The 12,812-nt window shown below is 48.7% G+C and carries 11 protein-coding genes; 5 read left to right on the plus strand and 6 right to left on the minus strand.

From position 1 onward, the window contains the following. Positions 1-107: 107 nt before the first annotated feature. The 3 genes from MJ611_RS03300 (at position 108) to MJ611_RS03310 (ending at position 2,928) form a co-directional block, all read left to right on the plus strand. Entirely contained in the window at positions 108-1,097 is a 990-nt protein-coding gene (locus MJ611_RS03300; protein WP_250427988.1) for an aspartate-semialdehyde dehydrogenase, read from the plus strand. 423 nt (positions 1,098-1,520) lie between these two features. Continuing rightward, complete coding sequence (locus tag MJ611_RS03305) at positions 1,521-2,150, plus strand: hypothetical protein (protein WP_250427989.1); 630 nt, start codon at positions 1,521-1,523, stop codon at positions 2,148-2,150. 85 nt (positions 2,151-2,235) lie between these two features. Then, positions 2,236-2,928, plus strand: coding sequence for an SH3 domain-containing protein (locus MJ611_RS03310; RefSeq protein WP_250427990.1), 693 nt, complete (start codon positions 2,236-2,238; stop codon positions 2,926-2,928). A gap of 95 nt (positions 2,929-3,023) precedes the next feature. On the opposite strand, the gene chrA is transcribed toward MJ611_RS03310, so the two are convergent. The 6 genes from chrA to MJ611_RS03335 form a co-directional block, all read right to left on the minus strand. Next, positions 3,024-4,376: a chromate efflux transporter gene (chrA, locus tag MJ611_RS03315; protein WP_250427991.1), complete on the minus strand. Its 1,353-nt coding sequence runs from the start codon at positions 4,374-4,376 to the stop codon at positions 3,024-3,026. Positions 4,377-4,492: 116 nt separating this feature from the next. Next, positions 4,493-5,635, minus strand: a complete 1,143-nt coding sequence (locus MJ611_RS03320) for an FAD-dependent monooxygenase (RefSeq protein WP_250427993.1) — start codon at positions 5,633-5,635, stop codon at positions 4,493-4,495. A gap of 195 nt (positions 5,636-5,830) precedes the next feature. Continuing rightward, positions 5,831-6,313 (minus strand): hypothetical protein, encoded by a 483-nt coding sequence (locus tag MJ611_RS03325; protein ID WP_250427995.1) that lies wholly within the window; start codon positions 6,311-6,313, stop codon positions 5,831-5,833. A gap of 172 nt (positions 6,314-6,485) precedes the next feature. Beyond that, the gene (locus tag MJ611_RS20525; RefSeq protein WP_262921581.1) at positions 6,486-6,611 is read right to left on the minus strand and encodes a hypothetical protein; all 126 of its coding nucleotides are present in this window, start codon (positions 6,609-6,611) and stop codon (positions 6,486-6,488) included. A gap of 441 nt (positions 6,612-7,052) precedes the next feature. Beyond that, the gene (locus MJ611_RS03330; protein ID WP_250427997.1) at positions 7,053-8,123 is read right to left on the minus strand and encodes a lysylphosphatidylglycerol synthase transmembrane domain-containing protein; all 1,071 of its coding nucleotides are present in this window, start codon (positions 8,121-8,123) and stop codon (positions 7,053-7,055) included. 112 nt (positions 8,124-8,235) lie between these two features. Beyond that, the gene (locus MJ611_RS03335; protein WP_250427998.1) at positions 8,236-9,006 is read right to left on the minus strand and encodes a segregation and condensation protein A; all 771 of its coding nucleotides are present in this window, start codon (positions 9,004-9,006) and stop codon (positions 8,236-8,238) included. A 395-nt stretch (positions 9,007-9,401) separates the two neighbouring features. Here MJ611_RS03335 and dxs point away from each other — a divergent pair, with 395 nt between their 5' ends. Continuing rightward, positions 9,402-11,318 (plus strand): 1-deoxy-D-xylulose-5-phosphate synthase, encoded by a 1,917-nt coding sequence (gene dxs / locus MJ611_RS03340; protein ID WP_250427999.1) that lies wholly within the window; start codon positions 9,402-9,404, stop codon positions 11,316-11,318. A 685-nt stretch (positions 11,319-12,003) separates the two neighbouring features. Next, positions 12,004-12,789, plus strand: coding sequence for an alpha/beta fold hydrolase (locus MJ611_RS03345; RefSeq protein WP_250428000.1), 786 nt, complete (start codon positions 12,004-12,006; stop codon positions 12,787-12,789). Positions 12,790-12,812: the final 23 nt, after the last annotated feature.

Here is a 12,812-nt window from a genome sequence, read left to right on the forward strand (position 1 = left end):
TAACTGATTGAGTGAATGGAAAAGAAAGCTTGTTAATCCTTGCTTCTTACTAAGTCCAGTTCAACAATTTAACAATCAGCCATTAAACAATTAAATATATACCTTAAATGAAAGTAGCAGTAGTAGGCGCTACCGGTTTGGTAGGCGGCGAAATTTTGAAAGTACTGGCGGAGCGCGACTTCCCGGTAACGGAGTTATTGTTGGTTGCTTCTGAGAAGTCTGTTGGTAAACAGATGGAGTTTAAGGGTAAACAGATAAAGGTTATCGGGATGCAGGACGCGATCGCGGCTGCCCCGCAAATTGCCATTTTCTCTGCCGGCGGCAGCACCTCTACAGAGTGGGCTCCGAAGTTTGCCGAAGTAGGCACGGTGGTAGTTGATAACTCATCAGCCTGGCGTATGGACCCTACCAAAAAGCTGGTAGTACCGGAGATCAATGCCAAAGAACTGACGAAAGAAGATAAGATCATTGCCAACCCGAACTGCTCTACCATCCAGATGGTGGTGGCCCTGAACAAGCTGCACGAAGAGCTAAAGGCCAAGCGCATTGTAGTTAGTACCTACCAGTCGGTAACGGGTACAGGGGTGAAGGCTGTAGAGCAACTGATGAACGAGCGTGCCGGCAAAGAGGGCGAGAAAGCGTACCCTTATACTATCGACCTGAACGTGCTGCCACACATCGACGTGTTTCAGGACAACGGCTATACCAAAGAGGAGATGAAGATGATCCTCGAAACCAAGAAGATCATGGGCGACGACTCTATCCGGGTTACAGCCACAGCGGTGCGCATACCTGTGATGGGTGGCCACTCGGAGTCGGTGAACGTGGAGTTTGAGAAGGACTTTACGCTGGAAGAAGTATACCGCATACTTGGCGAGACGGAAGGCGTGAAAGTGGTAGACGACGTAAAAAACCTGCAGTACCCGATGCCGAAGGACGCCCACGGCAAAGACGAAGTACTCGTAGGACGCGTACGTTTAGACGAGACCCAGCCACGCACCCTGAACATGTGGATTGTAGCGGATAACCTCCGCAAAGGTGCTGCTACCAATGCCGTGCAGATTGCCGAGTACCTGGTGAAGCACGCGCTGGTGTAGGTTTCTTTGACAAAAGATTTTTAGACAAAGGACAAAAGACTGATAAATAGTAAAATTTGCTCTTCCGGACTTCCCAGTCCGGAAGCTATCTGACGGGGACTTCTTAGTCCCCGTTTTATATTTAGCGATGGTGTAGGCGGATTAGGAAATCTGTAGCATGTTGTTAAAATGAATAAGTAATGAGCTGACCTGGAGAACAGGGCAGCTCTTTTGTTTCGGGATAATTTTTTTATATAGAGTATATTATATAAAAATTACCCTGATATTTAATCACAAAAAAGTTTAAAATAATTCTTGTAAGGCTTTTGATTCCACCTGACAGTATTTGTTAGCTACTGTTAAAAGTAAGCATGCAACTACAGAGGCATATTATGGGTCATAGCAAGTAGAATGTTCAAGTATACATAAGATAAAGCCTTTTACATGAGAACCCCACACAGACTACTCGTAATCTTATTGACCATCATTGGGCTATCCGGGTGCAATGAAAACGAAGTAAGCCCTACTTTAGAAGACAATGGTGATATTTCGTTTGAAATAGAACGTACAAATTCAACTAAGAACTACTCCACTTCTACAAAGCAGGCTACCATTTCACATGCAGAGTCTGGGTGGCAACTAATGGGGAATGGGGAAATACAGTTGTCGCGCGGAATTACCTTTGATGTGAAACTGGAAAATGGGGATACCCTTCAATTAGGGTTGCATTTTTATAAAAATGAGACAAATCCCGGATTACTGATATTACAGGATCAGGATTCGCTTCACTGGAACAGAAGATGGCAGTATACTTCGGCAAAGCTTGAGGCGGACAACTTTTATCGTGATTTTGATGGGGCTAGGGTTTTGGTTAACAACTCGAACGTTATTTTTAATGATGCCATCAATGATAACTTCAGAATCAAGGTAGATAAAGCTGTGATCAACAATAGAGAGCAAAATGTTGTCACAATCAATTTTGCCGGTACAGCCTACGGCTGGTACGATCCGACAGGAGAATACTGGGAAGTTTACAAAATTAAAAACGGAAAATTTAGCGGCGTATTTAAATAAACTTGCCAAAGCGGGCTTTGAGATTGTACCAACTGTTTAGGCCGAAACAATACACCTAAAAGACACCTTTAATCTTTTCACCTCCATGAAGCCCTTTAAGTTCTATTTAACAGCAGTACCCAAACTGTTTGCTGCTCTTCTTCTCCTTTTTATCAGCCTCCTGCCGCTGTCCACTTTTGCAGCCGAGAACTACCAGGCTGGCGACAAGCTTTATGTAGCACCAACTACAGGGGCTAATATCAGAACCGCACCATCCCTGCAAGCCTCTGTGGTGACTAAGCTAAAGTATAACAATGTTGTAACTGTTGCGGCTGACACGCTTCCGGCCCAGCCCCTGCAAATAACTGTACCTGATTTTAACAATGGCTTCTTGAACATGCAGGGGCATTGGGTAAAAGTGAAAACAGGTACTACAACAGGCTATGTATTTGATGGGATGCTGTCTAAGTATAAAGGGCTTGAGTTGGGTAACCACCAGGAAGACGCTTATTATGCTGCTACATTTGGCAAACCTGCCACGAAGAGCATTCCTAGAAGCGAGGTTGTGCAGGGCCATACTGTAAAGTATGAAACCGTCATCAACACTTATCCCAAAGGATTAGTAGAGGAACTTACAGTCTTTGACGACTGCCCCGACCTGACCTATACTTTTAAGTTCTCCTTCAACGAAGCTTACTGGCTTATAAACCGGATGATGGTTGGTGCCGATGCTGTACAGGATGTTAAAATCTCAAAAAAGGGTACAGAGACGGTACTCACCTTTTATAGCTCTACGTAGCGAGGAGCACTTATCTATCTCCAAGCACCCAGTTCATGCTCCATTAGCTCGCGTTAGCTGATATCATAGCTTTCCTACCCAACTTATAATTTGCCCTAAGGCTGGTAATACCCAAACAAGTACATCACCAAACCGGCCAGCGCACTTACGCCTATCCACGGAATCATACCTACTTTAAAACGATACATAGCAAAGATAGACACGATGATCCAGGCAAGACTGAAGTAGTCTACGGACAACATTCCTCCTGCTTTTCCCAGTACCACAGCCTGCCCGAAGTATACCGTCAGGTTCAGGATCACGCCAACTACAGCCGCGGTAACGATACTTAGCACTGCCTTTATGCTGGCGTTGCTGTGCGTTCTTTCTATGATGGGAGCCCCTGCAAGTATAAACAGGAAACAAGGCAGGAAAGTATAGTAAGTAGTGGTTAGCAGCCCCACCGTACCCATCAGCAGTGATCCGGCGAAATGGTTGTAGCCTGCCATAAAGCCAACAAAAGCCAGCACCATGATCAGCGGGCCGGGAGTGGTTTCGCCCAGTGCCAGGCCATCGATCATCTGGTAGTTGCTGAGCCAGTTAAACTTCTCTACGGTTACCTGGGCCACATAGGGCAGAACGGCATAGGCGCCACCAAACGTAACCAAAGCGGCCTTCGTGAAGAACATCGTTAACTTATTCCAGAAGCTGAAATCCTGCAGCAAAGTATAAAACAAGAGGAAGGGCAGCGCCCAAAGCAAAAGCGCTGCTGCTATCTGTGTCGCTATTCTTTTCCAGCTGAACCCTGTTTCGGGCGCTACGGTGGCAGCATTTATATAATAACCTGACTCATCGGATGCCTCTTTTTCTTCAGCGTTGCGATGCTGCAAGGAACCGGGAGAAAACTTTAGCATAACTACAGCCACTACCATAGCACCCAGTATAATGAGCGGGAACGGCACATCCAGAAAGTAGATTAAAATAAAGCTTAACAGGGCCAGCACATAGTGCAGCCAGTTTACCAGTGCTTTTTTTCCTATCTTGATCAATGCCAAGGCAACAATAGCCACTACGGCAGGCTTTAAACCATAAAACAAGGCTGCTACCCAGGGTATGGTGCCATACGTGACGTACACCATACTCAGCCCCAGCAGGATGAACACGGAAGGCAGCACAAACAAAATGCCGGCCACCAGGCCTCCCCTTACGCCATGCAGCAGCCAGCCAATATAGGTTGCCAGCTGCTGTGCTTCCGGCCCTGGCAAAAGCATACAGTAGTTGAGCGCATGCAGAAACCGGGAATCTGAAACCCATTTTTTCTGCTCCACTATAAACTCATGCATGATACCGATCTGTCCGGCAGGCCCACCAAAACTTATAAAGCCTAGCTTCAGCCAGAAGAGGAAAGCTTCTTTAAAACTGGGCTTTTGAATGGCCGTGGCAGAAGTAGCACCTGGATCGGATTGCATAGTATAGTAAAAGTGTTTAGCTAATATCGAATTGGAAAGATAAAGTATAAACATGTGTACTTTACCTGCGTGTCATAAGTACAGTTTGTTTATACTTCAGCTGCCTGCTTTAGACTTCAGAAATCAACCCGGTAGAGGTCTTCCATCTGGCGCTCGGTAATAAACCGAGGTATGGTGCGGAAGATTGTGTTGCGTAAACGGCCCAGCAGTGGATGGCGCCAGTGCGCTACCCGCCCCATCAACCGCGACATCTGAATTACCTTGGCTGTTCGCGGCATTCTCCGCTTTTCATACTTGCTTAATGCCGCGGCAAGTACAGGTTCCTGCTGCAGGCATTGTGCCAGCACTACGGCATCCTCAATGGCCTGGCAAGCTCCCTGGCCCATGTTAGGTGTGGTGGCGTGTGCCGCATCGCCCAGCAGCACAACTCGGCCATACACAAAGTGCTTCAGCGGCTTCAGGTCGGCAATATCGTTCCAGATCAGCTGTTCCGGCGCAGTAGAGGCAAGTACAGCTTCTACAGGCGAATGCACTTTCTCGAAATGGCGGGCAAGTTTTTCAGGTGTCATGCGGCGCATTTTCTCGTCGCGCTGGGGCGCATTGATGCAGGCGTACCAGTAGATCTTATCTCCCTGGAGCGGCGCAATTCCTACACGCCCCTCGGGTGCCCAGGTTTCTGCCGATATCATGTTGTTGATCTCAACTCCGGGATTATCGATCACGGCGCGCCAGCAAGTATAGCCGGCATAACGCGGTACGCTTTGCGGTACCAGTTGCTGCCGCACCACCGAACTGATGCCATCTGCGGCGATGAGCAGATCAGCAGTTTCAATGCTGCCATCTGTAAACATGACCCGTACCTGCTCTCCCGTCTGCGTTACTTCTTCGCAGCGTTTACCTAACACCAGGGAATCAGCCTGCAGGTGTTTGCAGAGCACCTCGTGTAGATCAGCCCGATGGATGACAAAGTTGTTGATGCCATACTTGTTGCTTAGCGGGCGCGTGTCCATGTTGCTGATCACCTTTCCGTTCTCATCAAATATAACAAGTGCTTCCAGCTGCTTTCCCCGGGCTATTACCTCATCGGCCACACCCAACCGTGCAAGCCCCTGTATGGCATTGGCAGCCAGGGCTACTCCGGCACCGAGTCCTTTTATTTTGGGTGCTGCCTCGTACACAGTTGTTGTTACACCTATTTTCTGAAGGGCCAGGGCTGCACACAAGCCCCCGATACCGCCCCCTATCACGATGGCTTTCATGGCTTCACTTTTTAAAAAGACAAAAGTATTGCATAACTAGTTTACCTGCCGGACTTCAACCAAAGTATAAAACCTCCCAAAACACCTATTCAGCAGGTGTAAAGCACCTAAGCAGGTTCGTACTTATTTTCTATGGCTTTTGGCGACAGTAATAAATATGTAAAAAGCAGAGCCGGTAATTAGCCGGCTCTGCTTTTATTTTGTTTCTGGATTTTCAGGGCATTTCAGCTGCATTAAATCGCGCAGGTTATCGATGCACTGCACGGGTATAAAAGTATAGATTTCCTTATCGTCCTGGCAGTACTTAAAGCTGGCAAACTGAGCCCGGTTTCGCGGGTATACCCAGCGGTCCTGTTCGCAGCCATAGACTGTTAAAGGAAACTCTGTGTAGTCATAGTCAAGGTAAGATGCTACCTGCCCCTTATTTACAAAAAGCAGCCTCCTATGCTGACCAGGCACTGTTGACCCGTCCCACTTAAAACCTATTTCATTGTTGATAAAGTCGTTGTCTGTTCCCTCATCGAAAAAATAGAGCTTTTCCCATTCAAAATCTGTCATGGTTGCGAGCGGAATTACCTGATAGCCTGCTGCCGTGGCTTTCTCAGAAGTGACAGCATCCATTATTTTCTCGCGTAACTGCCTGTTACCGCCTGAGCAACTTGCCAGTATCAGTAGCACAGCAAAAAGTATAAAGTTCTTCATTAACCTGTAGATGTCTGCTTCATTTATTCTTCGCGGAAGATACGCCTTTCTGCTTTTCCTCACAAACAGGCTGATGTGGTTGTGGGTCGGGTTTGTAAATCGGTAAGGTTTAAACTGCTCCTGCGCCCTGCCGTTGGAATGGGTAGAGTTATACCTTTTCTGTTACCCAACCACCCCTGCCCTCAGAGCTGCGCTCGCTACCTTCGAACTCGCGTTCTCGGTAGTCTAAGGAGGGGAGCTCTGTTCTTGCTATACTTGGAAGTATAAGTTTCATCGCACAAGTATAAACACACCCCTGCCCCTCTCAAGAGGGGAATCGCTGCTTTTGCAATGATTTAATTATGATTTCTATAGCTGCTGGTAAAGCGCGGACAGGTCGCGACCTGTCCCTACACAAGGCTCCTGTTGCATAGTGGCTAACGAAGCAGTGTCGTTTCCAGTCCTTGGGTTGAGCGCCTTCTGGGTTTCCGGTGCCACGCGAGTGGCAGCCGTTAGGCAGGAAAGCTAGACAGCGCGATACCCGAGGACGAGGCCCCGCGGCCGTGAGCGCACCAAAGCTAACGATGAAAGTATAAATGAATAAAACTGAGGAACAGAAGTAACTACGATAGCAATAGGCTTGCCAGCTACAAGTATAAACTTCAGCTAAAACTAGTATAAGATTTCTCGCTCTGCTCGAAATGACAGTATAGATACAGTATAGATAAAAAAGAAGTTATCTCCCCTGCACAGTAACTTCATCCTCCACCGCTTGCCGGCCAAACACCTTGGCGATCCATTTTGGCAGGAAGATCGAGCCAAGTATCAGGTACGGATAGTAGGTGATTAGGCGATATAACACCACCACGATGTTGCTGAAGTTGCCCAGAAACAGGCCAAAGAAGCTCGGGAAAGCCATTTCCACGATGCCTGCGCCACCTGGCGTGATAGCGATCAGCATTACGATCCAGAAAATCAGGTTACGGGAAATAATGAGCAGGTGCTCGCCTAGTGTAACATCGGTAAAGGCTGCGATCAGGCAGTTGAGCAGGAAATAACGGGCACTCCACACAAACACTGTCGAGAGAATGGCCTTTATCCAGTAAGCAGCTTCCTTGCCTTTAAGTTGCTGCGATGCCCACACAATTTCATTGCCATGCTGGAAGGCATTAACCCGCCATTTGCGCATAAAAGCAATCGAAGTGATCTTCAGCAGCAGCCATTTGAAGGCCCGTGGGTTCACGAACAAGGCATAGATCATCAGTAAAGTATAAACCGCGATCAGGCCGTAGCTGATGTAAAAGGCAGTCTTTAGCTTCATTACATCTGCTGCCTCCAGCCCAAAGGTAGGGAACACCTCGCCTTGCGTGGCTAGCAGGGCAACAGGGGCAGCAAGTATAAAAAACATGTTATCCAGCACAGCCGTCAGCATAACATACGCCAGCGACTTGCCCAGCGGTATACCTTCTTTGTTCAGGATGATGGTTGCTACCGTGGTGCCCCCCACAACCGAAGGCGTAACGGCAGAAGCAAACTCCCAGAGCATGATCACATCCAGGCTGTTGCGCCAGGTCAGGAATTTATCGGTAAGCGCCCGGATACGGTAGATGTAGCCAAAATCCCGGATTAAGAGCACCGCCACAGATGCCAGCAACCACCACATGTTGGCCTCGGCAATTCCTTTCAGGTCGCCCAGTTTGTCGTCCTTGATAAAAAGCCACGCCGTTGCCGCTAATCCCAGCAGTACCGGAATCAGGACTTTTACCGGGCTAAAGCTCTTAAGTATGGTTTGTTTGTTCTGATCCATGTAGGTAATTTATGGCTACCTGCCCCGCTTTGCGTATGCTCTCCGCCACAATACAGCCTGTAACTATTTAAAAATGACAAAGCTCTACATGCTGCAGCAAGTTAAAGCGAACTTATTGTACGAGCAGTTGTGTAACCTGCGTTGCCTGTCCTTCTGCAACCGTAATGGTAAAATCGTTGAAGCCTTCACCTACTTCTACGCCGATAAGGTTGAGCTGCAGCATGTCCAGAATGGCCAGGAAGTTAAAGATCATACCTATCTTATCCGGAAACTCGGCTATCACTTCTGAAAAAGCCATACTTCTGCGTTGCGTTACGACACGCAGAATATAATCTTTCTGCTCTTCAATGGTATAAGGATAGGTAAGTACGGTATGCTTCGGGCGGTTCTGCTCCTCTTCGTAGCGGTTCATTACCTTATCAAAGACGCGCATGAGCTTGTAAAGGCTCAAATCCTGCAGCTCGTACTCAAAATGATTGGCATTGGCGATCTGCTGCAGTTCCTCGTTGATGTTGCCCCGGTTCTCCTGTGCCAGGCGCGTCTCCTCCATTACGGCAAGATCGCCCACCACGCTCTTGTATTTTTTGTATTCCAGCAGGTGCTGCACCAGTTCCTGGCGCGGATCAATTTCGTTACCTTCTTCGTCTTTCTCTACACGGGGCAGCAGCATTTTAGCTTTTATGCGCATCAGGGTAGCCGCCGTAAGTATAAAATCGCTGGCCACTTCTATGTTGAGTTGCTCCAGCTCCTGCAGGTACCCCATAAATTCATTTGTGATCTGGAAGATCGGAATGTCATGAATGTCCAGCTCGTCGCGCTCAATAAAAAAGAGCAACAAATCGAACGGCCCCTCGAACAACGGTAACTTAATTTCGAAACTCACCTTTTATCTCTGGTTTAAAGCGCAAAGGCGCTATTTGTAGCACAAAAGTAATTATTTTCAGCAGATTGGAAGCACCATAAACACCTAAACAGGATTGCACTTTTGCTTTGTAGCTGAACAACTTAGCGCATAATATGGTATAACACGAAATCCTTTGCCTGAGAGGGAACAAAATACCACCCTGTTTTGTGCCTGCCCGGCAGCTTTCCGGCAGCAATTAAGTTTTTTAGTGAATGTAAATACCTGATTTAGCCATTCTTAAGGCCCACGCGAAAGATGATGGGGCTGTAGGTGTTTTTAAATTTATTAACTTTACGTTTTGTCCGCCAAAATGCATTTTTACCATTGCAAACTTTTGCCGGAATATTTTGTTAAGGGTCTATAAAGACAAGTATATGATCATTAAACCCGGAGAGCTGCTCGCCTCCATCGACACACCTGCTGACCTTCGGAACCTGAAGGAAGAGCAATTACTGCAGGTTTGCCAGGAGCTGAGGCAATATATCATTGATGTGGTCTCGATCCATGGCGGGCATTTTGGTGCCAGTTTAGGGGTGGTGGAGCTCACGACGGCGCTGCACTACGTGTTCAACACACCGTACGACCAGTTGGTGTGGGACGTAGGGCACCAGGCTTACGGGCATAAGATACTAACCGGCCGCCGCGACATATTCCATACCAACCGCAAGTATGGCGGCATTTCGGGTTTCCCTAAAAGAAAAGAAAGCGAATACGATACGTTTGGCGTAGGCCACTCCAGCACGTCTATTTCGGCGGCGTTGGGTATGGCGGTAGCCTCGCAGTACAAGCATGAAGAAGATCGCCAGCACATTGCCGTGATTGGTGATGGGGCCATGACCGGTGGTATGGCTTTCGAGGCGCTGAACCACGGTGGTGCTACCAATGCCAACCTGCTGGTGGTGCTCAACGACAACTGCATGAGCATCGACCCGAATGTAGGCGCGCTGAAAGAATACCTGACCGATATCACAACTTCCCGCACCTATAACAAGGTGCGCGACGAGATCTGGAACATCTTGGGCAAGATCAGCAAGTTTGGCCCGAATGCACAGCTCATTGCCTCTAAGATCGAGAGTGGCATCAAGGCTACCCTGCTGAAGCAGAGCAACCTGTTTGAAAGCCTAAATTTCCGCTACTTTGGCCCTATCGACGGCCACGACATCAATCATCTGGTGTCGGTGATGAAAGACCTGAAGCGCATTCCGGGCCCGAAGATCCTGCACTGCGTTACGACCAAAGGCAAAGGTTTTGCCCTGGCGGAAAAAGACCAAACCAAATGGCACGCCCCTGGCCTGTTCGACAAGATTACAGGCGAAATTTATAAAACACACCACGAGAAGCCGCAGCCGCCTAAGTACCAGGATGTGTTCGGCCATACCATGGTAGAACTGGCTGAAAAGAACCCAAAGATCATGGGTGTGACGCCGGCCATGCCTTCGGGCTGCTCGCTTAATATTATGATGGCTGCCATGCCGGAGCGTGCTTTTGACGTGGGCATTGCCGAACAGCATGCTGTTACGTTCTCGGCAGGTTTGGCTACGCAGGGCATGATCCCGTTCTGTAACATCTACAGTACGTTTATGCAGCGCGGCTACGACCAGGTGGTGCACGATGTGTGTTTGCAGAACCTGAACGTGGTCTTCTGCCTCGACAGAGCCGGTTTTGCCGGAGCCGATGGCCCGACACACCACGGTGCTTACGACATTGCCTACATGCGCTGCATCCCGAACATGGTGGTAGCTGCCCCGATGAACGAGCAGGAGTTGCGCAACATGATGTATACTGCTTCGCAGGATGACATGGGCCCGTTCACGATCCGTTACCCACGTGGCGAAGGTGTTATGCCGAACTGGCGTACGCCGCTGGAGCTGCAGCAAGTGGGCAAAGGCCGCACCATTCAGGAAGGCGAAGAGGTAGCGATACTTACGTTTGGTCACATCGGTAATTATGCAGTGGATGTATGCAAGAAAATTGCTTACGATGGCATTATGCCGGGCCACTACGACATGCGCTATGCCAAGCCACTCGACGAAGAGCTGCTGCACCACATCTTCAGCAAGTATGACAAAGTGATTACCGTAGAAGACGGCTGTCTGCAGGGTGGTTTCGGTAGCGCAGTGCTCGAGTTTATGGTAGACAATGGCTATACTTCGCAGGTAAAACGCCTGGGCATGGCTGACAAGATCTACGAGCACGGTTCTCAGCTGGAACTGCACCGCGAGGCAGGCTTCGCCCCGGAAGACATCGAGCGCACCGTACGCGAAATGATCGGTGTGCCTGTGAAAGTATAATTAATGGATAAAGGTTTATCTAACAGAGTACAAAAGACCTTCAGATAAATAACATAGCCCCTACAGCTTTAAGTTGTAGGGGCTTTTTCTTTGTCGGGATCAGCACTTTCAGGTTGACTCTATAAGGCCATGAAAACCCTGATACAGAAACTATGAAAGTATAAGCTGAATTATAGAAAAGCGGAATTCACCTCTCGGGAGGGGTGCAGGGGTGGGTTTATACTTTGATCGAACCAGCTCTCTCTCAACTGTGGTATTTCTTCTTGGCTCCCGCCGTTCCATGGCGCGAGCGTCCTCGCTCGTGACCTGCTATCGTGTGGGCCTCTGGCCCAGTCGAGTCACAGACTCGACATTATACTATGACACGGGAATGATTCCCGCGCCAGAAAATAGAATACCACTCATACTGCCAGTTACAAACTGGCCTCAAGGTGAGCCACAAGTTGCGCTGGCGCTAAACTTGCGGCATGGGGAGGTCACACGCGGATCAGGAAATCCGCAGCAGTGAAAGTTCTAGATAAGGAAATCCGGAACAGCAAGCGAGGTGACAAGAAAAGCTCCCCTCCTGGGGGTAGGTGCCCTCTTTAAAAGACAAGGAGGAGCAAAGGTAATTCAGTCCTGGTTTGCAGGTTAGCCACTGTTCCTGACATTTTCTTATCTTTATACTTCGCTACATTTAACAGCTATGGCAAAAGCACATCATCTTTCTATAGAAACACAAGGCTCCGGCGATACATTGGTTTTCCTGCACGGCTTCTGCGAGAGCAAAGAGGTGTGGACTAACTTTGTAAGGCCGCTGCAACAGAAGTTTAACACCATCACCTTAGACCTGCCTGGCTTCGGCAACAACACCGCCGAAAGAAGCGACTATAGTATGGAAAGTATGGCCGACTACGTGAAGGACGCACTGGAAGAGCTTGATGTGCGGAAATGCATATTGGTGGGCCATTCCATGGGTGGATACGTGAGTATGGCCTTTGCCGAAAAGTATGGTAACCTGCTGCGGGGCCTTTGCCTGTTCCAGTCCTCTGCCCTGCCCGATTCGCAGGAAAAAAAAGAGAACCGCGAAAAGACCATCGACTTTGTGGAGCGCAACGGTGTGGAGAAATTCATACAGTCGTTTGTGGAACCGCTCTTCTACAGCGGCAACAGGGAGCGCCTGCAGCAGGAAATCGAAATGATGAAGCAGCTTGGGAAAGCCACTCCGCAGCAAAGCGTTAGCGGAGGGCTGGCCGCCATGCGTGACAGGCCCGACCGCACCCACATATTAAAAGACGCAAACTTCCCGCTGCTTTTTATCTTCGGCAAAGATGACCCGGCAGTGCCGCTCGAAGCTGCCCTGCAGCAATGCCATTTGCCAGGCAACAGCATGGCCTACTTCCTTGCCGAGACAGGACACATGGCCATGTTCGAGCGCGCCTATGAGACCCGCAAAGCCCTGGAAAAATTCGCCGAAACGATCTTTGGATAAGTATAAAAGTAAAGAAGTAGAAA

The organism is Pontibacter ruber, from assembly GCF_023630205.1.
Lineage (GTDB): Bacteria > Bacteroidota > Bacteroidia > Cytophagales > Hymenobacteraceae > Pontibacter > Pontibacter ruber.